At 72.6% G+C, this 23,841-nt stretch carries 19 protein-coding genes; 18 read left to right on the forward strand and 1 reads right to left on the reverse strand.

What is annotated here, in order from left to right; all coding sequences use genetic code 11:
• Positions 1-6 precede the first annotated feature (6 nt).
• From DEU31_RS01075 to DEU31_RS01085, 3 genes are read left to right on the forward strand one after another with little or no spacing between them, the layout of a single operon-like run.
• Entirely contained in the window at positions 7-1,008 is a 1,002-nt protein-coding gene (locus DEU31_RS01075; RefSeq protein ID WP_133675145.1) for an iron chelate uptake ABC transporter family permease subunit, read from the forward strand.
• Positions 1,001-2,137, forward strand: a complete 1,137-nt coding sequence (locus DEU31_RS01080; RefSeq protein ID WP_082358582.1) for an iron chelate uptake ABC transporter family permease subunit — start codon at positions 1,001-1,003, stop codon at positions 2,135-2,137. Before DEU31_RS01075 ends, DEU31_RS01080 begins: the two co-directional genes overlap by 8 nt.
• Positions 2,134-2,898 carry an ATP-binding cassette domain-containing protein gene (locus tag DEU31_RS01085; protein WP_133675147.1) on the forward strand — a complete coding sequence of 255 codons (765 nt, stop codon included), beginning with the start codon at positions 2,134-2,136 and terminating at the stop codon, positions 2,896-2,898. Before DEU31_RS01080 ends, DEU31_RS01085 begins: the two co-directional genes overlap by 4 nt.
• A 323-nt stretch (positions 2,899-3,221) precedes the next feature.
• Here DEU31_RS01085 and DEU31_RS01090 read toward each other — a convergent pair whose 3' ends face one another.
• Entirely contained in the window at positions 3,222-4,064 is an 843-nt protein-coding gene (locus DEU31_RS01090; RefSeq protein WP_133675148.1) for an aldo/keto reductase, read from the reverse strand.
• 244 nt (positions 4,065-4,308) lie between these two features.
• Between DEU31_RS01090 and DEU31_RS01095 the strand changes: the two genes are divergently transcribed.
• The 15 genes from DEU31_RS01095 (at position 4,309) to DEU31_RS01165 (ending at position 23,712) form a co-directional block, all read left to right on the forward strand.
• Positions 4,309-6,030, forward strand: coding sequence for an LssY C-terminal domain-containing protein (locus DEU31_RS01095; RefSeq protein WP_133675150.1), 1,722 nt, complete (start codon positions 4,309-4,311; stop codon positions 6,028-6,030).
• Between the two features lie 128 nt (positions 6,031-6,158).
• Positions 6,159-7,631 (forward strand): APC family permease, encoded by a 1,473-nt coding sequence (locus DEU31_RS01100; RefSeq protein ID WP_133675152.1) that lies wholly within the window; start codon positions 6,159-6,161, stop codon positions 7,629-7,631.
• Positions 7,632-7,692: 61 nt separating this feature from the next.
• On the forward strand, positions 7,693-8,106 hold the full coding sequence (locus tag DEU31_RS01105; protein ID WP_010552326.1) for a universal stress protein: 414 nt from the start codon (positions 7,693-7,695) through the stop codon (positions 8,104-8,106).
• 264 nt (positions 8,107-8,370) lie between these two features.
• Positions 8,371-10,422 carry a PhoX family phosphatase gene (locus DEU31_RS01110; RefSeq protein ID WP_133675154.1) on the forward strand — a complete coding sequence of 684 codons (2,052 nt, stop codon included), beginning with the start codon at positions 8,371-8,373 and terminating at the stop codon, positions 10,420-10,422.
• Positions 10,423-10,889: 467 nt separating this feature from the next.
• Complete coding sequence (locus DEU31_RS01115) at positions 10,890-13,943, forward strand: DUF4040 family protein (protein WP_050815788.1); 3,054 nt, start codon at positions 10,890-10,892, stop codon at positions 13,941-13,943.
• Positions 13,940-14,269, forward strand: a complete 330-nt coding sequence (locus tag DEU31_RS01120; protein WP_010552323.1) for a cation:proton antiporter subunit C — start codon at positions 13,940-13,942, stop codon at positions 14,267-14,269. The genes DEU31_RS01115 and DEU31_RS01120 overlap by 4 nt, the downstream gene beginning before the upstream one ends.
• Entirely contained in the window at positions 14,269-15,807 is a 1,539-nt protein-coding gene (locus DEU31_RS01125; protein ID WP_010552322.1) for a proton-conducting transporter membrane subunit, read from the forward strand. Before DEU31_RS01120 ends, DEU31_RS01125 begins: the two co-directional genes overlap by 1 nt.
• On the forward strand, positions 15,807-16,325 hold the full coding sequence (locus DEU31_RS01130; RefSeq protein WP_010552321.1) for a Na+/H+ antiporter subunit E: 519 nt from the start codon (positions 15,807-15,809) through the stop codon (positions 16,323-16,325). The genes DEU31_RS01125 and DEU31_RS01130 overlap by 1 nt, the downstream gene beginning before the upstream one ends.
• Complete coding sequence (locus DEU31_RS01135; RefSeq protein ID WP_010552320.1) at positions 16,322-16,582, forward strand: monovalent cation/H+ antiporter complex subunit F; 261 nt, start codon at positions 16,322-16,324, stop codon at positions 16,580-16,582. The genes DEU31_RS01130 and DEU31_RS01135 overlap by 4 nt, the downstream gene beginning before the upstream one ends.
• Positions 16,579-16,974 carry a monovalent cation/H(+) antiporter subunit G gene (locus DEU31_RS01140; RefSeq protein WP_010552319.1) on the forward strand — a complete coding sequence of 132 codons (396 nt, stop codon included), beginning with the start codon at positions 16,579-16,581 and terminating at the stop codon, positions 16,972-16,974. Before DEU31_RS01135 ends, DEU31_RS01140 begins: the two co-directional genes overlap by 4 nt.
• Positions 16,975-17,075: 101 nt before the next feature.
• Positions 17,076-17,996 carry a hypothetical protein gene (locus tag DEU31_RS01145; protein ID WP_133675156.1) on the forward strand — a complete coding sequence of 307 codons (921 nt, stop codon included), beginning with the start codon at positions 17,076-17,078 and terminating at the stop codon, positions 17,994-17,996.
• Positions 17,993-18,340: a GntR family transcriptional regulator gene (locus DEU31_RS01150; RefSeq protein ID WP_010552317.1), complete on the forward strand. Its 348-nt coding sequence runs from the start codon at positions 17,993-17,995 to the stop codon at positions 18,338-18,340. The genes DEU31_RS01145 and DEU31_RS01150 overlap by 4 nt, the downstream gene beginning before the upstream one ends.
• Before the next feature lie 207 nt (positions 18,341-18,547).
• On the forward strand, positions 18,548-20,836 hold the full coding sequence (locus DEU31_RS01155) for a prolyl oligopeptidase family serine peptidase (protein ID WP_133675158.1): 2,289 nt from the start codon (positions 18,548-18,550) through the stop codon (positions 20,834-20,836).
• Between the two features lie 324 nt (positions 20,837-21,160).
• Positions 21,161-21,619 carry a hypothetical protein gene (locus DEU31_RS01160; protein WP_133675160.1) on the forward strand — a complete coding sequence of 153 codons (459 nt, stop codon included), beginning with the start codon at positions 21,161-21,163 and terminating at the stop codon, positions 21,617-21,619.
• A 212-nt stretch (positions 21,620-21,831) separates the two neighbouring features.
• Positions 21,832-23,712 (forward strand): serine hydrolase, encoded by a 1,881-nt coding sequence (locus DEU31_RS01165; protein ID WP_133675162.1) that lies wholly within the window; start codon positions 21,832-21,834, stop codon positions 23,710-23,712.
• Positions 23,713-23,841: the final 129 nt, after the last annotated feature.

Below are 23,841 nucleotides of genomic sequence, written 5' to 3' on the forward strand. Positions count from 1 at the left end.
TCCTGAATGACCGCCCCCCAGCTCACCTCCGAGGCGCCCCCGCCCCGCATCCGCGGCCGCGAGCGCCTCGTCGACGGCAAGCTCCTGATCGGCATCGGCGCGGTCGCGCTGCTGCTGGTCGTCTCCCTGTTCACCGGCGTCTACGACGTGCTCGGCGCCGAGGGCGGCGGCGAGATGTTCGCCATCACCCGCATCCCCCGCACCATCGCGCTGGTCCTCGCGGGCGCTGCGATGTCGATGTCGGGCCTGATCATGCAGCTGATGACGCAGAACCGCTTCGTCGAGCCGTCCACCACCGGCACCACCGAGTGGGCGGGGCTCGGCCTGATCCTGGTGATGGTGCTGGTCCCGTCGGCGGGGCTGCTGACGAAGATGGGCGTGGCGATCGTCTTCTCCTTCGTCGGCACGATGGTGTTCTTCCTGTTCCTGCGCCGGGTCACGCTGCGCAGCTCCCTGATCGTGCCGATCATCGGGATCATGCTCGGGGCCGTCGTCGGCTCCGTCTCCACCTTCGTCGCCCTCCAGTTCGACGCGCTGCAGAACCTCGGGGTCTGGTTCGCCGGCTCCTTCACCTCCGTGCTGCGCGGCAGCTACGAGGTGCTGTGGATCGTGCTCGCCGTGGGCGTGGCCGTGTTCGTCGTCGCCGACCGCCTGACCGTCGCGGGCCTCGGCGAGGACATCGCCACCAACGTCGGCGTGAACTACCGCCGCGTGGTGCTGCTGGGCACGGGCCTGGTCGCGATCGCGACCGGAGTGGTCACCGTCGTGGTCGGGAACCTGCCCTTCCTGGGCCTGATCGTCCCGAACGTGGTCTCGATGATCCGCGGCGACGACCTGCGCTCGAACCTGCCCTGGGTGTGCCTGCTCGGCATCGCGATCGTCACGATCTGCGACCTGATCGGCCGCTCCATCATCATGCCCTTCGAGGTGCCGGTCTCCCTGATCCTCGGGATCGTGGGAGCGGCCGTGTTCATCGCCCTCCTGCTGAGGCAGCGCCGACATGGCTGAGCGCACGACGACCCACGACGGGCGCCGCCTCGAGGCGGTCGCCGACGAGGCCGCCCCCGTCGAGCTCTCCACCGCCCCGGCCGACGCCGCAGGCGAGCTCGGCGTGCTCTCCGCCCCGCGGCGCGTGCGCGCCCGCTCCGGCGCCTTCCCCGACGCCGCCTCCCAGCGCCGCTACTGGATCGTGCTGGCCGTCCTCGTGGTCCTGGCCGCGGGTGCCGCCCTCGGGCTGCTCGCGATCGGGAACCCCATGCCGGTGGGCTCGCGCGGCTTCTGGCTGATCGCCGAGATGCGCGTGACCTCCCTGGTGGTGATGGCCGTGGTCGCGATCTGCCAGGCGGTAGCCACGATCACCTTCCAGACCGTCACCAACAACCGCATCATCACCCCCTCGATCATGGGCTTCGAGTCGCTGTACACCGTCATCCAGACGGCCGCGGTGTACACGCTCGGCGTGGCCGGCGTCGTCGCCCTGCAGGGGCCGGGCCAGTTCCTCGCGCAGGTCGCGGCGATGGTGGGCCTCTCGGTGCTGCTGTACGGCTGGCTGCTGCGCGGCCGCTACGCGAACATCCAGGTCATGCTCCTGGTGGGCATCATCATGGGCGGCGGGCTCGGCGCGGTCTCGACCTTCATGCAGCGCCTGCTCTCGCCCAGCGAGTTCGACGTGCTCAGCGCCCGGCTGTTCGGCTCGGTGACCAATGCGAGCGCCGAGTACCTGCCCTTCGCGATCCCGCTGGTGATCGTGGCGACGACGCTGATCTGGCTCAACGCCCGCACGCTGAACGTCATCGCGATGGGCCGGGACGTGTGCATCAACGTGGGCGTGGACCACGGCCGCCAGACCATCTACTCCCTCGTCCTGGTCTCGGTGCTGATGGCGGTCTCGACCGCGCTCGTCGGCCCCATGACCTTCTTCGGCTTCCTCGTCGCGACGCTGACCTACCAGCTCGCCGGGACCCACGACCACCGCCGCCTGCTGCCCCTCGGGGCGCTCACCGGCTTCGTGGTCCTCGCCGGCGCCTACTTCGTGATGAACCACGTGTTCTACGCGCAGGGCGTCGTCTCCATCATCATCGAGCTCGTCGGCGGGACCGTGTTCCTCGTCGTCATCATGCGGAAGGGGCGCCTGTGATCACCATCGACAGGGTGCGGAAGGAGTACCGGTCCGCGACCGGGACGGTGCAGATCGGGCCGGTCACCACCGACATCCCCTCGGGCGGGGTGACGGCGCTGGTGGGCCCCAACGGCGCCGGCAAGTCGACGCTGCTGACCATGGTGGGTCGACTGCTGGGCATCGACGAGGGCCAGATCGAGGTGGCGGGCTACGACATCGCCTCCACCGCCTCGAAGGACCTCGCCAAGATCCTCTCGGTGCTGCGCCAGGAGAACCACTTCATCACCCGGCTCACGGTGCGCCAGCTGGTCGGCTTCGGCCGATTCCCCTACTCCAAGGGGCGCCTGACCCGGCTCGACGAGCAGAAGATCTCCGAGGCGATCGACTTCCTGAACCTCGACGACCTCGAGGACCGCTATCTCGACCAGCTCTCCGGCGGGCAGCGCCAGCGCGCGTACGTGGCGATGGTCCTGGCCCAGGACACCGAGTACGTGCTGCTGGACGAGCCGCTGAACAACCTCGACATGCGCCACAGCGTCCAGATGATGGGGCGCCTGCGCGATGCCGCCCGCGAGCTGGGCCGCACGGTCGTGGTGGTGCTGCACGACATCAACTTCGCCGCCCACTACGCCGACCACATCATCGCGATGAAGGAGGGCGCGGTCGTCGAGGCCGGGCCCGTCGCGCGGATCATGGACGGCGAGGTGCTCACCCGCGTCTTCGACACCCCGGTGCAGGTGGTCGAGGGGCCGACGGGCCCGCTCGCCGTCTACTACTGAGCCCGGCGGCGGCGGACCGGCCGGGCCCGGACCCCGCGAGACACCGCACAGCGGGACCGGGCGCACCGCCCTCGCGCCCAGCACCGAGTGGCAGATATCGACCGCTGTCCCTGAGTCATACCGGTCGATACCTGCCACTCGATGTGTGTGGGGAGGCGGCTGCGCCGCCTGCCCATGAGAACCGGCGCCGAGTGATGCATCCGGGCCGCCATGACGGCTTCACAGCGGTCCAGATGCAGCACTCGGTCGGCGGCGGGGCGCCCGGCCGCCGGAGCACCTCGGCAGCGGGGCGCTCGGGCGGCGGTTCGCCTGCCCTCAGCGGGTCACTTGGTGGCGGGGTCCGTCCCGCCGCGGCCGTCCTCGCGGTCCAGCGCGTCGATCGCGGCGACCTCGTCGGCCGTGAGCTCCAGCTCCGCCGCGGCGAGGTTCTCCACGATCCGCGAGGGCGTGACGGACTTCGGGATCGTCACGATGCCGTGCGCGAGATGCCAGGCGAGGACCACCTGGGCGGGGGTGGCGCCGTGGGCCTCGGCGATCGCGGTGACGGCCGGGTTCTCGAGCAGGTCGGACTTGCCCTGGCCCAGCGGCCCCCACGCCTCGGTGAGGATGCCGTGCTCGGCGTGGATCGCGCGCAGCTCCCGCTGCTGGAAGTAGGGGTGCAGCTCGATCTGGTGGATCGCGGGGACCACGCCGGTGGCCTCGATGACCTCGGCGAGCTGCTGCGCCGGGAAGTTCGAGACGCCGATGGCGCGGACCAGGCCGCGCTCCTGCAGGGCGATCAGGGCCTTCCACGCCTCGACGTGCTGCCCCTGCGAGGGCACCGCCCAGTGGATGAGGTAGAGGTCCACGTAGTCCAGGCCGAGCCGTTCGAGGGAGGCCTCGCAGGCGGCGATCGCGTCGTCGAAGGCGTGGGCGTCGTCCCACAGCTTCGTGGTCACGAACAGCTCCTCGCGCGGGATCCCAGACTCGGCGATCGCCCGGCCGACGCCCTCCTCGTTGCCGTAGATCTTCGCGGTGTCGATGTGGCGGTAGCCGGCGGCGAGGGCCTGGGCGGTCACGTCGGCGGCGATGTCCGGGTCGACCTTGAACACGCCGTAGCCGAGCTGGGGGATCGAGGCGGCGCCGCGGATCTCGAGCGTCGGGACGGCGGGGTGGGATGCAGTCATGGAGGGTCCTCTCCTCGGGGTCGCGCCCAGCCTACGGGGCGGCGGGCGGCACCACCCGGCGAGCCGCGGTCAGTGCGACTCGGTGGGCGGCCGCGCGGCGTCGACGGACATCGAGTGGTGCGGAGTCGGACGTCCTGGGCCGCCCGGCCAGCCCGCGACCGGAGACCGACGAACCGGCCCGCGGCCCTCCCAGCCCGTCCCTCTACGATGGCGGCATGACGTCGCCGAGCACGGGACGCCGGAGGTGACCCCGGCGCGGTCCGCCCGACTGGTGCCGCTGGGCCGTCCGGTGCCCGCGGAGCCGCCGGGCTACGACCACTCCCGCGGGCACACCCCGCGCGGCCGACGTTTCGAGCTCTACGCGCTGCTGGACAACCTCTTCATCGCCGCGGGCGTGGTCGTCGCGATCTGGCTCGCGCTGCTGTACCTGGTCGAGGGCTTCTCGCTGACGCCGGTGCGGCTGCTGTATCTGCTGGGCTTCTGGATCCTGCTCACCTACATCACGCTGCCGCGACTGCACCAGCTGATGACCTGGATCTACCTGCCGGACTACTTCTTCGGCCGCACCCGCACCACCGAGGGCGTGCTCTCGGACCCGATCAACATCGCCCTGGACGGCCCCGAGCGGGACCTCCACGTGGCGATGCGGCGGGCCGGCTGGGTGCTGGCGGAGGAGCGGACACTCTCCTCGGCCTGGTCGATGGTGCGCTCGACGCTGCTGCGACGCTCCTACCCGTCGGCCCCCGTCTCGGACCTGTACCTGATGGGGCGACGCCACGACTTCACCTATCAGCAGGAGGTCGGCGGCACCACGGACAAGCGCCATCACGTGCGCTTCTGGCGGATGCCGCCCGACTTCGTGCTGCCGGGCGGGTACCGCTCGGACTGGCTCGCGGCGGGCACCTACGATCGTGCCGTCGGCTTCTCCTTCTTCACCCTGCAGATCACCCACCGCATCGACGAGAACATCGACGTCGAGCGGGACTACCTCGTGGACACGGTCCGCTTCGCGGATCCGGAGGTGGAGGTCGAGGTCATCGAGGAGTTCTCCACCTCGTACCACGACCGCAACGGGCAGGGCGACCGGTTCCGCACCGACGGCGACCTGCCGGTCATCGACGTGACCGGCGCGGCCTCCCGCTCCGACGGGGCGAGCGCGATCATGCTGCCGCGCCATCGTCCCACCGGCAGCTCGGTGATGAAGTCCCGCGCCCGCGCGGCGACGCAGACTGCGCTGAGCGCGACCCGCTTCGGCGGGCGCCGCACCGAGGTGGCCGACGAGCTGACCGCGCAGTGGCACGGCACGGTCGGGGACTTCCACGAGGTGCTCGCCCGCGCCGCGGACCACCACCTCCCGCCGCCCTCGGTGATCTTCACCGGCTTCCTCGCGCTGCTGCAGGCGGCGATCGTGGCGATCCAGTGGTTCACGCTCGGCTCCGGTGTCGACCTCACCGAGCGCTTCCCCGACGCGTCGCTGATCCTGCCCGAGCAGGGCACGATCTGGGGCGCCACCGCGTTCGCCGTCGCGCTGCTGCTGCTCCAGATCGGGGTGCTGCGCCGCAGCCGCTGGGCCCGGATCGCGCTGATGGCGCTGTTCACGGCCGACGCCTTCGCCCGCCTGGCCGTGGCGACCTCGATGACCGGGGACGTCGCCCACTCGCTGCTGGTGGGCGCCGGCGCCTCCGCGCTCGGCGTGATGGCGATCAGCTCCGACGCCTCCCGCCAGTGGGTTCAGACCCTGCGCCTGGACCCCCGCGAGCGCACCGCGGAGGAGGACGACGACGGGGCGGTCGAGGGCGGGGAGGAGCGCGCGGCCGACGGCCGCGGCGACGGGACGATCGAGGGCGGGGGAGGGCCCGCGGCCGCCGGGTCCACGGACGGCACGGCCGACGACACGGCCGACGACAGGGACGACGATCCCGGCCGGGGCGCCGAGGAGGGACGGGCGACGGCGCCGACGCTGTGAGGGCAGTCACCGCGGGGTAGAGTGCGTGCACCGCCGTCCGGTCGACCGTTCCGCGTCGGGCGCCATGACGCGCCCCGCACAGGCTTCGGCGACGGCTCCTGTCCCTGTCTTCCCCGGGAGGAATCCCCATGAGCGAGTCCCACGAGACCGCCCCGGCGAACGCCGGCGACCCCGGCGCCGTCGGCCCCGATCACGGCGCCGACCAGCCCGAGCTCAAGAAGGCGATCACGCCCAAGCTCCTGCTGCTGTTCATCGTCGGCGACATCCTCGGCACCGGCGTCTACTCGCTGACCGGCAAGGTCGCCGGCGAGGTCGGCGGCGCCGGCTGGCTGCCGATCCTCATCGCCTTCGCCGTCGCGATGGTCTCGGCCCTGTCCTACGTCGAGATGGTCACGAAGTACCCGCAGGCCGCGGGCGCCGCCCTCTACGTCCACAAGGCCTTCGGCATCCACTTCCTGACCTTCATGGTCACCTTCGCGGTGCTCTCCTCAGGCATCACCTCGGCCTCCACCAGCGCGATCTTCCTCTCGGAGAACGTGCTGAAGGCCTTCTCGCTCGAGGAGCCGCTCGGCGACTCCGCCGGAGCCGTCGCCACCACCATCGCGCTGGTGTTCCTGGCCCTGGTGGCCCTGATCAACCTGCGCGGAGTCTCCGAGTCGGTCAAGGCGAACGTGGTCCTGACCTGCATCGAGCTGACCGGCCTGGCGCTCGTGATCGTCGTCGGCTTCTTCGCCGTCGGCCAGGGCAAGGCGGACCTCTCGCGCGTGGTCCTCTTCGAGACCCAGGACGACAAGAGCATCTTCATGGCCGTGATCGGCGCGACCGCGCTCGCGTTCTTCTCGATGGTCGGCTTCGAGGACTCGGTGAACATGGCCGAGGAGACCGTCGACCCGGTCAAGAACTTCCCCCGCGCCCTCATCGCGGGCCTGTCGGTCACGGGCGTGATCTACGTGCTGATCTCGATCCTCGCCGTCGCGGTGGTCCCGATCGGCCAGCTCACCGAGTCGACCACCCCGCTGCTCGAGGTGGTCAAGGAGGGCGCCCCGGCGATCCCGATCGACACGATCTTCGCGTTCATCTCGATCTTCGCGGTCGCGAACACGGTGCTGATCAACATGATGATGGCCTCTCGTCTGCTCTACGGCATGGCGAAGCAGGGCGTGCTGCCGGGCTTCCTGCGCGGCGTGCTGCAGAAGCAGCGCACCCCGTGGGCCGGCATCGCCTTCTCCACCGTGCTGGCCTTCGCGCTGGTGCTCTCGGTGCGCTTCGTGCTCGCCGAGGAGACCATCTCGGCGCTCGGCGGCACCACCGCCCTGCTGCTGCTGGCGGTCTTCGGCCTGGTGAACATCTCGGTGCTGGTGCTGCGCAAGGACAAGGTGGACGTGCGCCACTTCCGCACCCCGACGGTGCTGCCGATCATCGGTGCGATCACGTCCTTCGCGCTGGTCTCGCCGATCGCGCAGCCGCGGGAGAACTACGTGATCGGCGGCGGCCTGCTGGTGGTCGGGCTCCTGCTGTACGTGATCACCTGGTTCTACAACAGCGCGGTGAGAGCCCGCCGCACCCGCTTCCGCCACCCCGACGACCTCGGCAAGGACTGACCCCGCCGTCGGCCTGCCGTCCCGCCCCGTTCCCTGAGACCCGCACCCCGAGGGAGAACCCATGTCGAAGATCCTGCTGGCCTACGTCCCCAGCGCCACCAGCGAGGCCGCGTTCGACTTCGCGGTCGAGGAGGCCGAGCGCCGCGACGCCTCGCTGCTCGTGCTCGCCTCCGAGCGCGCCCCCGACCCGCGCAAGGCGCGCGGCGTCACGGACCAGCGCCCCCTGCAGGAGCGTCTGGAGGAGACCGGCCTCGGCTTCGAGCTGCGCACGGTCCCCAAGCGCGACGATCCGGCCGACGACATCCTCGACGCCGTCGAGCACGACGACGTCGACCTCGTGATCCTCGGCATCCGCAAGCGCACCCCGATCGGGAAGATCCTGCTGGGCTCGACCTCGCAGCGGGTCGCGATCGAGTCGCCCGTGCCGGTGGTGATGGTCAAGCCCGAGGGCTTCGTCGCGCCGGCGAGGTTCTGAGGAGACCCTGAGCGGGGCCCGTCGGCCCTGCGCCTCGCCCGGGAGACGGCGGCGGTGCCCCGCGCGGCACCGCCGCTGTCGTGCGTCCGGGGCAGCCGCGCCGCGGCCGTCCGATTCCTCCGGTCTCGGTGGATTCCCTTCGCCCGGTGTTCATCTGCCCGTTCCCCGCATGCCGGGAGCGACTCACCTTCGTGACGCACCGTCATCTGGTCCTGCGCATCGCGATGCGCGGGGAGACGAGTACACCAGCGAAGGACGTCATCCATGGCCCTGATCGACCTGCCCCTGCTCATGAAGGACGCGGTGCGCGGCAAGCGCTCCGCGGTGACCTGCCAGCTCAAGTGCGCCAGCCAGTGCGCCTTCGGCCAGTGCAACCACTCGGACAACCCGACCTTCCGCGACATCGCCTCCGGCGCGCTGTCCCGTCGTGCGGTGATCGGCGGCTCCACCGCAGCGCTCGCGATCGGCCTGGCCGGTACACAGGGCGCGCTCGCCGACCCCGGCAACGGGAAGGGCAAGGGCCAGGGCAACGGCAAGGGCGGCGCCGGCCACCGTCCCCCGAACGGCACCAAGCTCACCTTCACGCCGATCGAGCCGGTCGACGCGGCCGTCGACGAGTTCACCGTGCCCCGGGGCTTCGCCTGGCACCCGATCATCCGCTGGGGCGACCCGCTGTTCGACGACGCGCCCGAGTTCGACTGGAACGCCCAGAGCGCCGAGGCGCAGAAGCGCCAGTTCGGCTACAACAACGACTACACCGAGATCCAGGAGATCCCGGGCAGCGCCGGCAAGCGCGCCGTGATGTTCGTGAACCACGAGTACACCAACGAGAACATCATGCTGCCGGCCGACACCGACGCCGAGGAGGCGATCGAGATCGGCCGCGCCGCCCACGGCCTCACCGTCGTGGAGCTCGAGCGCAAGAACAAGAACTTCCCCTACCGGTACGTGCAGGGCGCGGAGCTGAACCGTCGCATCCTGCTGGACGACGAGTTCGCGCTGACCGGCCCCGCCGCCGGCTCCGACCTGGTCAGGACCGTCGAGGACCCCGAGGGCCGCACGGTCCTGGGCACCCTCGGCAACTGCGCCGGCGGCCTCACCCCGTGGGGCACCCTCGTCTCCGGCGAGGAGAACTTCCACGGCTACTTCCGCTCCGCCGGCACCTCCGACGCGGAGAAGCGCTACGGTCTGCGCGATGCCGCCACCGCTCGGGGCTGGGAGAACGCCCACGACCGCTACGACGCCCGCAACGAGGGCTACGAGAACGAGGTCAACCGCTTCGGCTACATCGTCGAGGTCGACCCCTTCGACCCCACCTCCACCCCGCGCAAGCACACCTCGCTGGGCCGCTTCAAGCACGAGGGCGCGAACATCATCATCGCCGAGGACGGCCGCGCGGTCGCCTACTCCGGCGACGACGAGAAGTTCGACTACCTGTACAAGTTCGTCTCCCGCGACCGTTACGTCGAGGGCGACCGCGAGCACAACATGACCCTGCTGGAGAACGGCGACCTCTACGTCGCGAGGTTCACCGGCAACTCGCCCGCCGCCGAGATCGACGGCTCCGGCGAGGTCCCCTCCGACGGCGCCTTCGACGGCACCGGCGAGTGGCTGCCGCTCGTGGTCGACGGCGAGTCCCGGGTCCCCGGCTTCACCGTCGAGGAGGTCCTCGTGCACACCCGCCTCGCGGCGGACGCCGTCGGCCCCACCAAGATGGACCGCTGCGAGGACGTCGAGCCCTCGCTGCACAGCCGCCGCGTCTACGTGGCCTGCACGAACAACTCCGGCCGCGGCACCGAGGGCAAGGCCGCGGCCGACGAGGCCAACCCCCGCTCCCAGAACCGCGACGGCCACGTCGTGGAGATCGACGAGCAGGGCGACCAGACGTCCACCGCCTTCGCGTGGAACCTGCTGCTGGTGGCCGGCGACCCCGCACAGGGCGATCAGACCTACTTCTCCGGCTTCCCGGTCGAGAAGGTCTCCCCGATCTCCTGCCCGGACAACCTCGCCTTCGACTCGGTGGGCAACCTCTGGATCTCCACCGACGGCGCCCCCTCCGGCATCGGCTACAACGACGGCCTGTTCCGCGTCACCCTGGAGGGCGAGGCCCGCGGCCGCGTCGAGCAGTTCCTCTCCGTCCCGATCGACGGCGAGACCTGCGGCCCGATCATCCGCGACGAGGACCGCTCGGCCTTCGTCTCCGTGCAGCACCCGGGCGAGGACGGCGAGTTCGGCGCCCAGCGCTCCTACTTCCCGGACTACGACGGCCAGGGCCCGAAGCCCACGGTCGTGCAGGTGCTGCCCCAGCGCGGCTGACCCCGTGCTGATCTGGCCCTGATCTCGCACTGATCTGCCGCTGATCCGGTGCTCCGCCGGGGCGGGGTCGGCGTCGCTGCGACGTCGGCCCCGCACCACGCCTGAACGGCCCCGCGCGCCCCGCGAGAACCCTCGCGTCGTGCGGGGCCCTCGTGGTGCCCGCGTGCGCTCGGGAACGGCGGCCGGCGGGGCCGCACCGGATCCGACGGCCCGCGCCCTGCCCGACAGCCCCGCGCCCGGCCCGTCGGCCGCCCTACCCCGCGGCCTCGCTGTGAGCCTGCTCACCGGATTCCGTCCTCGCCCGCGGCGCGCGGCCGGGGCGGAGACGAGTTTCTCTCGCACGCGCGCGCGAGGAGCCCGCCCGGCCGGAGAGGTGGCGGCGCGTTGGAGCCCTCAGTCCGCTTCGCTAGACTCCCCGCCATGACCCGCCGTGACGCCGCCGCCCACGCACGTTCGGGGTGCTGACGGTGTCAGTGCTGTGGACCCTGCTGCTCCTCGCCGCGACCGTCGCCGTCACCCCGGTGCTGGACCGGCTGATGGGCCGCGCGGCCTGCTGGGTTCTCGCCGCCCTCTACCTGGCCGCCGCCGCGGCGCTGCTGCCCGCCGCCGCCGCCGTGATGGCGGGCGGGGCCGGTGACCCGGCCACCACCTTCGCCGTCCCGTGGGCGCCGCAGTGGGGCGTGGAGCTCGCGCTGCGGGCCGACGGGATCGGCATCGTCTTCTCGATGATCGCGCTGGTGATCGGCGCGGTGGTGCTCGCCTACTCGGCGCGATACCTCCCAGTGGGCCGCAATCTCAGCTTCTCCCTGGTGATGGCGCTGTTCACCCTGTCGATGGTGACCCTGGTGCTCGCCGACGACCTGGTGCTGCTGTTCATCGCCTGGGAGCTCACCTCGATCGCGTCGTTCCTGCTGATCGCCCGCTCGGGCGCGGCTGGGCAGGCCGCCTCGATGCGCACCCTGCTGATCACCTTCCTGGGTGGCCTGGCCCTGCTCAGCGCCGTCACGCTGATGGTGCTGCGCCTGGGCACCACCTCCCTCAGCGAGGTGCTGGCCGACGGGATCTGGCAGCAGGACCCGGCGTTCACCACGCTGGTCGCCCTCTTGGTCGCGGTCGCGGCGTGCACGAAGTCCGCCCAGTTCCCGTTCCACGTGTGGCTGCCGGATGCGATGGCCGCGATCACGCCGGTCTCCGCCTACCTGCACGCCGCCGCCGTGGTGAAGGCCGGCATCTTCCTGCTGCTGCGCTTCAGCCCCGCCTTCCACGACGTGCCCGCCTGGAACGTGCTGCTGATCGTGGCGGGCCTGATCACCGCGTTCGTGGGTGGGTTCCTGGCCCTGCAGCAGGGCGATCTGAAGAAGCTGATGGCCTATTCGACGGTGAGCCAGCTGGGCCTGATCGTCGCCCTCATCGGCGTGGGCACCGAGTACGCGATCCTCGCCGCCGTGCTGCACACCATCGCGCACGCCCTGTTCAAGTCCGGGCTGTTCATGATGGTGGGCGTGGTGGACCACGCCGTGCACACCCGCGAGCTGCGGCGCATGCCGGCGCTGTGGCGCACGATGCCCGGCTCCTTCGCGGTGACCGTGCTGGGCTGCATGTCGATGGCGGGCCTGCCGCCGATGCTCGGCTTCGTCTCCAAGGAGTCGCTGCTCACCGGCGCGCTCGAGACCGGCGGCCCTGCCTGGGCTCCCTGGGCGGTGGCGCTCGGCATCGCCGGCGCCAGCGTGCTGACTTTCGCCTACTGCGCGAAGATCGTGCTGGGCGCCTTCGTGGACGGTCGTGACGAGGAGCTCCTGGCCCGCGTGGACGGGGAGCGGGCGCCGTCGGCCCCCGGCGCGCATGACGCCACCGGCGCGCTGGTGCGCGCCGAGGACGCCCACGCCCCCGGCCTGCTGTTCCTGGGCCCGGCCGCGCTGCCGATCCTGGTGGGCCTGCCGCTCGCGCTGGTGGTGGGGGTGCTGGACACCCCCGTCGGCCGCGCGATGGACGCCGCCCTGGGCGGCGAGTTCCACCCCCACCTGGCCTTCTGGCACGGGATCACCCCGGAGCTGGGCCTCACCGCCGCCATCATCGCGCTGGGCACCCTGATCGCGCTGGCGCGGGAGCGGGTGCTGCCCGCCCTGGAGGCGCGGCCCTTCCCCGTGGACGGCGCCCGCGTGCTCACGGCGGTGGACCGCCTTGCCGAGCGCGTCGCGGCGGTGCTGGTGCGCCCCATCGCCTCCGACGACCCGATGCGCCACCTGGGCGCGATCCTGCTGGCCTTCGCCGCGGTGGTGCTGGGCTCCCTCGCTGTGCTGTGGGGGGACCTCGCGCCGCTGCAGCAGGGCATGAACCGCGGCATCGACGTGATCCTGCTGGTGCTGGTCACCGTCGCCGTGATCGTGGTGTGCACGCGGCGGGACCGGCTGGGTGCGGCGGTGGCGCTCTCCGCGGTGGGCATCCTCGCCACCGTGCAGATCCTGGCGCTGGGCGCCCCGGACGTCGCCCTCACCCAGCTGCTGGTGGAGTCGCTGACGATCATCGTGATCATGCTGGTGCTGCAGCGGCTCCCGCAGCGCTTCGAGGCCCCGGAGCGGGACGGCGCCCCGCGCCGCTCCCGCCGGCTGGGCGCGCTGCTGGTCGCGGTCCCGGTGGGTCTGGCCGCCGGCGCCGGCGTGTTCGCGTTCATGGGCCGGCGCGGCCGCAGCGAGGTCGCCGAGTACTACATCGACAATGCCGAGGAGATCACCGGCGGCCACAACATCGTCAATGTGATCCTGGTGGAGTTCCGTGCGCTGGACACGCTCGGCGAGCTCTCCGTGCTGGGCATGGCGGGCGTGGCGATCGTGGCCGTGCTCTCCAGCGTGCGTCACATGTTCATCGACCCCGCCCGCGCCGACGAGCAGGTCGAGGCCCCGCACCTGCGCGAGGAGGGCACCTCCGCGCACCGGGCCATCTCCTCGGCCTGGGGCAACGCCGCCGCGCTGCAGCTGATGGTGCGCGTGGTGGGCCCGGTCCTCGCGCTGCTGTCGCTGATGCTGTTCCTGCGCGGCCACAACGCCCCCGGCGGCGGCTTCATCGCCGCCCTGGTGGGCTCCGCGATCGTGGCGCTGCTGTACCTGTCCACCTCGCGGGACCGCCAGATCGGCCCGCCGCGCCTGCCGCTGCTGCTGATCGGCGGGGGCGTGCTGGTGGCGCTCGGCTCCGGCGTGCTGGGCTTCCTCCACGAGGGCTTCCTCGAGCCGCTGCACGGCTACCTGCTGGGCCAGCACGTCTCCACCTCGATGATCTTCGACCTGGGCGTGTACCTGGCGGTGCTGGGCCTGGTGATGGTGGCCGTGAACCTGCTGGGGGCCGGCGCCACCACGGGTGAGAAGTCCGGCGAGGGCACCCGTGAGCGCACCGACGAGGCGGTGGAGGGCGAGCTTCCCGGCCCGCTGGACACCACCCGCGGCGAGCCCGCGCGCCGCCGACGCGTCGGGGTGGGCACCGCGCACCTGACCGCCGGAACGAAGCCGAGGGAGGCCGGACGCCGATGATCCTCGCCCTGACCGTGGCCGTGCTCGTGACCGGCGGTGTGTACCTGCTGCTGCAGCGCAGCATGGTGCGCGCCGTGTTCGGGATGACCCTGATCAGCCACGCCGCGAACTTCGCCCTGCTGGCCACCGGCGTGCCCGGCTGGCGGGCCGAGCCGCTCACCGACCTCTCCTCCCGCGCCGAGATGGCCGATCCGCTGCCCCAGGCGTTCGTGCTCACCGCGATCGTGATCACGATGGCGGTCACGATCTTCATGCTCACCCTCGCGGTGATCGGCCGGGACGACGACATGACCGCCTATCCCGACACCGGGGAGACCCACGACTGATGATCCCCGCCGTGAACCCCGCCCTGCTGCCGCTGTTCGTGGTGGTGCCCCTGCTGGGCGCCGCCGCGCTGGTGGTGGTGCGTCGCCGCCCCGTGGAGGTCGCGGTGATGCTGGGCGCCCCGCTGCTGGTGGCGCTCGGCGCGCTGTGGCTGCTGGCCTTCCACCGCACCGTGCCGGTGCTCTCCCACGCCGTCGGCGGCTTCTCCGACGTGCTGGCGATCCCCTTCGTCTCCGACACCCTCAGCGCCGTGATGCTGCTGGTGACGGCGCTGTCCACGCTCGCCGCCAGCGTATTCCTCGTGCTCACGGGGGAGGCGCGGTACCGTTTCGTGCCGCCGCTGGTGCTGCTGCTGAGCGCCGGCGTGAACGGCGCGCTGCTCACCGGCGACCTGTTCAACCTGTTCGTGTGGGTGGAGGTGATGCTGATGCCCTCCTACGCGCTGATCGCGCTGACGGGCACCTGGCGTCGCCTCGGCATCGGCCGACTGTTCGTGCTGGTCAACCTGCTCACCTCGACGGTGCTGCTGATCGGTGTGGGTTTCGTGTACGGCACCGCCGGCACGGTGAACCTCGCCGCGCTGGCCGGTGCCGGCGGCGAGGACCAGGTCACCGCCGCGGCCCTGGTCGTCGTGCTGCTGGCCCTGGCCGTCAAGGGCGGCATGGTGCCGGTGCATTCCTGGCTTCCGCGCGCCTACCCCGCGACGTCGGCCGGGATCATGGCGCTGTTCTCCGCCCTGCACACCAAGGTGGCGCTGTACGCGATCTACCGCATCGTCGCGGTCGCCTTCGGCGACGAGCTCCCGTTCCTCACCGTGTTCGCAGTGCTGGTGCTGGCCACGATCCTGGTGGGAGCGTTCTCCACCGCCGCGGCCACCCGGGTGCGCACCGCGATGGGCCATCAGATGGTCACCGGCGTGGGCCACATCCTGCTGGGCCTGGTGCTGCTCACCCAGCTCTCGGTGACCGCGGGCATCCTCTACCTGGTCCACCACGTGATCTCGATGTCCTCCCTGCTGCTCACCACCGGCGCGCTCGAGCACACCTACGGCTCGGGCCGCCTGGACCGCCTCAGCGGCCTGGCCCGGCGTGAGCCGTGGGTGATGGCCGTGATGGCGCTGGGCATGTTCAGCCTGGTGGGCCTGCCGCCCACCTCCGGCCTGTGGGGCAAGGTGGGCCTGCTGCAGGCCTCCTCCCAGCAGATCACCGGCGGGGACGCCGTGCTGGGCTGGGCGGCGCTGTGTGCGGTGGTGGTCGCCTCCGTGGGCTCGCTGCTGGGCCTGCAGCGGGTGTGGCGCAGATTGGCCTGGGGTGAGGACATGATCACCTACCGGCCGGACGATCCGACCACGGGCCGCGGCGAGGAGCAGCCGCTGCCCGACGAGGTGCGGGTGCCGCGGCGGCTGCTGGCCCCGGGCGCGGCCATGATCGCGCTGTCGATGGCGCTGTTCGCGGGGATCGGCGTCGTGCTGCCCAGCATCGACGTGGCCGCCACGGACCTGCTGGATGTCGAGGCCTACGTCGAGGCGGTGATCGGCTGATGCGCGCCTGGTACACGTTCACCTACGTGCTGTGGATTCTCGGCGAGATCGTGAAGGGCTCCTTCGCGGTGGCCGCCGGGGTGTACAGCCCGCGCACCCGCAGCTCGCCCGCGATCGTGGAGTACCCGCTGCGGGCCACCACGGACCTGGAGATCATCGCGATGGCCTCCTCGATCACGATCACCCCGGGCACGCTGGTGGTGGGCACCGCCCACGGCACCCTCGAGGAGGGCCCGAGCCTGTTCGTGCACGTGCTGTTCGCCGCGTCGCGCGAGCAGGTGGTCGAGGACCTGCGCGAGATGGAGCAGCGCCTGCTGCGCGCCTCCCGCGGGCCGGGCGGGGCCGAGGCGGCGCTGCTCCCGCGCCGGTCGCGCAGTGCGGTCGACGAGCGCTTCGCGGACGGGCGCGCCGTGCGTCGGATCCGCGCCGCGGGCCACCGCACGGGTCCCGGCGGGCACGCCGGGCCGGGCGGGTCCTCGCACGAGCAGTCCCGCGAGCAGGAGGAGGACGAGCGATGACCATCATCCTGTGGACCGCCGTGGTGCTGCTGGGCGCCGCGATCCTGGTGGGCCTCTTCCGGGTGGCCACCGCCCCGGATCCGGCGAGCCGCGCCGTGGTGGGCGATCTGGTGTTCTTCTCCGGCATCGGGGTGCTGGTGCTGATCGGCCTGGTGAACTCCTCCGCCGCGGCGGTGGACGCCGCGCTGATCGCGTCCGTGCTGGGGATCCTCGCCACCGTGGCCCTGGCCCGCATCCTCACGAAGGGGCGCCGATGAACCCCGTGCTCGACCTCGCCCTCACCGTGCTGATCGGCGTGCTGCTGATCGGCGGCGCGTTCTGGATGCTCACCGCCGCGCTGTCGATGTTCCACGCCCGTGATTCGTTCAGCCGCATCAACGTGCTCTCCCCGGCCACCGGCCTGGGTCTGCCGATGATCGTGATCGGCGCCTTCCTGCAGCACACCCGCACCAGCGGGCTGGACCCCGTCGTGCTGGTGAAGACGCTGCTCACCGTGCTGGCGCTGATCATCGTCTCCTCCATCGCCTCGAACGTGCTGGCGCGCGCCGCCTACCTCTCCGGCTCGCCCGTGGACCCGCGCACCGCCCCGCAGGACCTCGCCCGGGCGCCGGGCGAGGGGGAGCAGGAGCCGCACAGCGAGGAGCGCTGAGCGAGCAGGCTGCAGGGGCAACGGCCTGGGCGATGCCCCCAGGTGTACCACGAGACTGATACGGTGTGTGTCAACTAGCTGGTACACCGTGGAGGTTCGTCATGGCCTGGACGCTGCTGGGGATGCTGCTCTGGAAGCCCCTGGCCGGGATCGTGCTCGGTGCGCTCGCGTGGGCGGTGCGCCGTCGCGGGCTCCCTGCGCTGGAGGCAGGTCGTGCCGTGACGGCGGCGGTGGCCGGAGGGGCCGTGGTGCTCCTGGCGGCGTACTCCGTGCTCGGGGCGATGCCGCTGTGGGTCGAGGCGCCCCGCGAGCTCTGGTCGGCCGTCTTCGGGGCCCGCTACGCGCTGCCGCTGGTGCTCGGGCTGGTGGCCCTGGTCGCGCTGGGCGCCGCCCGCCCGCATCGCGCGCCGTCCACAGGGGCATCCCTCGCGCCGCGGACCTGGCGCACCTTCCTCGACGCCCGCTGGCTCGCCGCTCTCGTCATCGCCCTCGTGCTCGTGCTCGTGCCCACGCTCGCCGCGGGCATGGCCTCCCGGCCGGACGAGGACGGCGAGTACACCCGTTACGTGGTCGACGTCGGCTCGGGCACGCTCGGCACGGGCATCTACGGATGGCATCACTCCGCCCTCCCGCCGGTGCTGCTGGTGCCGCTGGGCGCGGCCACCTGGTGGGCCCTGTCCGGGATCGCGCGCCCGCCGCTGGCCGAGGCGGAGCCTGCCGACGCGGCGAACCGCCGGCTGCGCAGCGCGAACGTCGCGCGGGTCGCGCTCGGAGGGCTGCTGCTGCATCTGGGAACGATCGTGGGATCCCTGGCGAACACCTCGCGACTCTCCGGCACCTTCTCCGGCGGTGACCGAGGGTGGTTCTCGATCAGCACGCCGTTCGCCGCCCTCTCGGGCACACTCGACGTGCTCTCGGCGGTGGCCGCGTGCGTGGGCTGTGCGCTGTGGGTGTTCACGGCCCTGACCGCCGTGCCCGCGCCGTCCCCCTCCCGCCCGCGTCGCAGTGCGGTCCCGTCGTGATCCTCAGCGTGACCCCGGAGGGCGGGAGCCCCGCGCGGCAGATCCACGATCAGATCAGCGGCCTGATCACCACGGGTCGGCTGGGCCGGGGCGAGCGCCTGCCCTCGGTCCGGCAGCTCGCCGCCGACCTCGCCGTCGCCCCTGGAACCGTGGCGAAGGCCTACCGCTCGCTGGAGGCGGACGGCCTCCTGGTGACCCGGGTGGGCTCGGGCACTCGGGTCAGCGACGAGGCGGCCCCGGTCTCCTCGGCCGTCGCGCAGGCGGCGCGCCATCTGGCGACCGCCGCGCGCGACGAGGGCCTCTCGCTCGAGGACGCGCTGCGGGTGCTGCGCAGTACGTGGTGAGGAAGACGCGGAGCCATGTCCTGCCGCCTCGGCAGGACAGGGCCCGCTCCGGCGACGTGCAGAGAATCGACCGGCGGAGGATGGGCCCATGACCGTCGCGCCCGACCCCGTCAGCTCTCCGCGGGAGGGACGAGTCCATGATCCGGCCGCTGGATCCGGACGCACGACTCGACCTCCCGGGACCGCTCGCCTGCATAGGCTGGACGCATGGTGACGACTCTCCCGTACGGCTCCTGGCCCTCGCCCCTGACCGCCGACCTTCTCGCGACCGGCGGCACCCGCCTGGGCTCGCCGCGCCTCGTCGGCCGGGAGGTGTGGTGGTCCGAGGGCATCGCGACCGAAGGCGGCCGCCAGGCGATCGTCCGCACCGCGGGTCCCGTCGCGCTCCCGCCGGCCGAGGGCGCCGAGGGATCGGCCGCTGCGACCGACCGGGCCGACGGCGTCACCGCCGCCGACGCGGGCCCCGCCCCCGGGGTCGCCTCCGCCGCCGACGACTCGCAGCCGCCCGCCACGTCCGTGCCGGCCGACCGCGTCACCGTCCTGCCCGCCCCCTTCAATGCCCGTTCGCGCGTGCACGAGTACGGAGGAGCGAGCTGGACCGTGGTCCCCGCGCCGGGCCCGGACGGCCAGCCGCCGCTGGTCGTCTTCGTGAACTTCGCCGACCAGCGCGCCTACGCGCTGCGCGAGGGCGAGCGGCCCCGCCCGCTCACCCCCGTCGGCCCCGAGGTCGAGTCCGCGCACGGACCCTCGCTGCGCTGGGCGGACCCCACCGTCGTCACCCTCGCGGACGGCACGACCGAGGTGTGGTGGGTGTGCGAGGACCACACAGGCGGCGAGGAGGGTCCTCGCCCCGACGTCGACGGCGCCCCGCACATCGAGCGCAGCATCGTCGCCGTGCCGCTGGACGGCTCCGCCGCGGAGGATCCCGCCGCCCTGCGCCGCATCACCCCCGCCTCCCGCTTCGTCGCCCACCCGCGCCTCAGCCCCGACGGCACGCACCTGGCCTGGATCAGCTGGGAGCACCCGCAGATGCCCTGGGACGGCACCGAGCTGCACGTCGCACCGCTGCTCGGCGGCAGCGCCGGGGAGGGCGAGATCATCGCCGGCGGCACCGACGTCTCGGTGCTCCAGCCCGAATGGCTCGACGACGAGCGCCTCCTGTACCTCTCCGACGTGACCGGCTGGTGGAACCCCTGGACGTGGTCGTCGGCCGACGGCGCCCGTCAGGTCCTCGAGCGCGAGGAGGAGTTCGCCGGGCCCATGTGGGCGCTCGGCACCACCTGGTACCAGGTGCTCGACGCCGACCGGGCCCTCGTCCAGCATGGCCGAGCCGCGACCTCGCTGTCCGTGCTGCGGATCAGCACCGGCGAGCTCGCCCCGCTGGACTGCCCGCTCACCGAGGTCGGCGGCATGCAGCGCCGCGAGGACGGGCTGCTCGTCCTCGCCGGCGCCTCGCCGACGGCGTTCGGCGCGATCCACCTCGCCGAGCTGCGGCTCGAGGAAGAGATCGCGCAGGCCGATCCGTCGGCCGACCCGTCCGACGCCGCGCCCGCGGCCGCCTCGACCGGCGGTGCTCCGGCGGCCGGACGAGCTCCGTCGGCCGCGCCGTCCCTCTCCCCGCTCACCCTGCTGCGCTCCTCCCGCGACGACGCCCCCGACCCCGGTCTCCTGCCGGAGGCGGAGAGCATCGAGGTGCCGCTGGCGGACGGCGGAGTGGTCCACACGATCGTGCACCGTCCTCGTCAGGAAGGCCTCGCCGGGCGCGAGGGCGAGCTGCCGCCGTTCATCGCGCAGGTCCACGGCGGTCCCACCGCGCACGTCCCGCCGGTGCTCTCGCTGCCCGTCGCCTACTACACCTCCCGAGGGCTCGGCGTGGTGGTCGTGAACTACGGCGGCTCCAGCGGCTACGGCCGTGCCTACCGCGACCGGCTCAAGGGCCAGTGGGGCGTGGTCGACGTCGCCGACACCGTCGCGGTGATGGAGCACCTGGTCGCCGAGGGGATCGCCGACGGGGAGCGGCTCGCGATCGAGGGCGGCAGCGCCGGCGGCTGGACCACGCTGGCGTGCCTGACCCGCACGGACGCCTTCGCGGCCGGGGTCTCCAGCTTCGGCGTCGCCGAGCTCAAGCAGTTCCGCCTGGACACCCACGACTTCGAGTCCCGCTACATCGACGGGCTCGTCGGCCCCTATCCCGAGCGGCGGGACCTGTACGTCGAGCGCGCCCCGCTCAGCCACGTCGACGAGCTCGAGGTGCCGGTGCTGCTGCTGCAGGGCGACGAGGACCGGATCGTCCCGCCCAGCCAGTCCGAGGCCTTCCGCGACGCGCTTGCCGCCAAGGGCATCCCGCACGCGTATCTGCTGTTCGAGGGCGAGCAGCACGGCTTCCGGAAGGCGGAGACGATCGTGAGGGCGATCGAGTCGTCGCTGTCCTTCTACGGGCAGGTGCTGGGCTTCAGCCCCGCCTGCGTGCCCGTGCTCGCGCTGGAGAGGAACTGAGGGTTCGGTGACCGCGAACCGGGGGCGGGGGAGACGATGACGGATCCGAGCACGAGCGGCGACGGGCACCAGGCCTACGAGCCGGGAGCTCCCCCGCCAGGGCCGGGAGCGTCGGGCGCCCAGGGGCCGGGACCGGGCTGGCCGGGGCCGGTCGGCCCGGAAGCCCAAGGCCACCGGGCCTACGGGCCGGGAGCGGGCGGGTGGAGTCCGGGCGGTCCTGCACCGGTGCCTCCGCCCGGCAGCGAGTCGTGGCCGCCGCGCGGACCGGTCCCGCCCGCGCTGTCCGAACCTCCGGTCCGCACGGCGTACGCCCTGATCGCGGTGATGGCCGTGATGGTGCTCAGCGGCCTCGTGCGCCTGCTCCTGGAGCTGCTCATGGCGGGTCGGCCCCTCCAGACGTGGACCGGGCTGCTGGCCGACCCCGGCGGTCGGGCCACGTTCGGGGCCGTCGTTGCACTTCTGGCGCTCGGGAGCCTGGCCCTCTGGGTCGCGGCGCTGGTGCTGTCGATCGTCGTGATCGTGCATGCCCGTCGCGGGAGCCGGCTCTGGATCGGCGGGGTGCTCGCCATCGCCCCGGTCCTGCTCGGTCTGCTCTTCGGCATCGACGTCTCCGGTGACCTGGACCGATTCCCCGACGGCGTCGTGCTCGTCGCCCGAATCCTCGAGATCCTCGGGGACCTGGTGGTGGCGGGGCTGAGGGCGGCTTCGATCGTCCTGCTGGCGCTCGGCCTGCGCGAGGTGCGGGCGGCCCAGCGGGGGAGCGGCCCCGTCGGCGGTCGCTGACCTGCGGAGCCGACGACGAGCCCGCGCCCCCGCACCCGGCGTGTGACGGTTGCCACACGACAGGGCTGGGGATAGGTTGGTCGGCGGCGCGCGAGGCTCCCGACCAGGGGGAGCGGAGCCTGCGTGCCTCCCGGTCCGAGCAGCGGAGACGGACGTGCGGCGTCATCGAGGACGCCCCCGGCCGCGCGACGGACCCGATGCGAAGGAGCCCCATGGACCAGCCCGGCACCGACCAGAACGGCACCGATCAGCCCCGCACCGATCAGCCCGGCATCACCCGTCGCGTCGGCCTCACCGCCGGGGCGCTCGCCGCCTGCACCGGAGCCGTCGGCCTCACCACCGCCGCCCACGCCATGGGCGATCCCGCGCCGCGCAAGGAGCGCCCCGAGAAGCAGGCCGCCGCCTCCGCTCCCGGATGGCGGCCCGGCGGACCCCACCCCCACCCCTGGAACCGGCGCGGCTCCTCGAAGACGCTCGAGGAGGTCGAGCCCGCCGACGTCGGCCTGGACGCCGACGTGCTCGCCCAGCTGCCCGGCATCCTCCGCGCCGGCCTCGACAACGACCCGCCCCGCTTCTCCGGCGCCACGCTCCTGGTCGCCTCGCAGCGCGGCATCGCCTACGAGCACGCCGACGGGTACGCGCTGCGCTGGCAGGACGCGAGCACCGAGCTGCCCGAGGCGGAGCGGATCCCGACGCGCACCGACACGATCTACGACCTCGCCTCGATCTCGAAGATCTTCACCGCCACCGCCGTCATGCAGCACGTCGAGGCGGGGCTGCTGTCGCTCGAGGACCGCGTCGCCGACCACCTCCCGCGCTTCGCCGAGAACGGGAAGGGCGAGGTCACGGTCCAGCACCTGCTCACCCATGTCGGCGGACTGCCCGCCTTCATCAACCTCTACTCCGCCTTCCCGGACATCCCCTCGCGGATCGACGCGGTGCTCACCGTCGCGCCGAGCACCCCGCCCGGCACGAAGTACGTCTACTCCGACCTGGGCCTGATCACGCTCGGGCTCATCGTCGAGAAGCTCTCCGGGACGAGCCTCGACGCGTACGTGCGCGAGCACATCACCGGCCCGCTCGGGATGGACGAGACGATGTACAACCCGCCTGCGGAGCTGAAGGACCGCATCGCCGCGACCGAGTACGTGGAGTACTACGGCAGGCTCGTCCACGGGCACGTCCACGACGAGAACGCCTACTCCCTCGGCGGCGTCGCCGGGCATGCCGGGGTGTTCTCCACCGCCCGCGACCTCGCCGTGTTCGCGCAGATGTTCCTGCACGGCGGGATCTACGGCGGGGCGCGCATCCTCCAGCCCGACACCGTCGAGTCGATGTTCACCGACCGCATCGCCGAGATCACCGGGGTGGGCGGCGCGCGGCGCGGCCTCGGCCCGGAGCTCGAGGCCTGGTTCTACCACGCAGGCCTGACCAGCCCGTACAGCGGCGTGCACACCGGTTTCACCGGCACCTCGCTGGTCATCGACCCGCTCACGGAGACGGTCGTGGTGCTGCTGACGAACTCGGTGCACCCCACCCGCGAGTGGTCCACCACCTCGGTCACCCGTCGCGAGGTCTCCACCTGCGTGGCCCATGCGCTCGGGGTCGTCCCCGAGAGCGTGCGGTCAGGCTGGCGCGCCGGGGACCGTGACGCCGCCACGGCGACCCTGGAGATCTCCGCGGACCTGCCCGGCCGCGAGCCGGTGCTCGAGGCGGAGCTGTTCGCGCACCTCGAGACCGCCTACGACCTGCTGGTCCTCGAGGTCTCGGCCGACGGGGGAGAGAGCTGGACGCCCCTGCCGGGCCGCCTCACCGCCCGCCACCAGGAGCCGGTCGAGATCCCCGACGGGACGATCACCGGCTGGGGCCGGCGCGTGGCGTGGACGGGGACGTTCCCGCTGGTGGATGCGTCGGGTCCGCTTTCGGGCGAGGTGCAGGTGCGGCTCGCCCTGACCACCGACGGCTCCACACGCGGCCTCGGCGCCTGGGTGGGGCGGCTGCGGGTCCTGGACCGGAGACAGGTGCTCGTGGACACCGATCGGCCCGGGGACCGGGACGCCGTCGTCGCCGACGGGTGGTCGCTGCCCGGGTGAGCCCGGCGGCGCCGGGCCGACGGCCTCGGGGCGAGGCCGTCGGGTCCGCGCCCGAGGTCGTCACGCACTGAGTCGTCGCGCCCGGAGCCGTGGCGCCCGGAGCCCTCGGGGTCGGCACCCCGGCCGGCC

The organism is Brachybacterium sp. AG952 (genome assembly GCF_004362645.1).
GTDB lineage: Bacteria > Actinomycetota > Actinomycetes > Actinomycetales > Dermabacteraceae > Brachybacterium > Brachybacterium conglomeratum.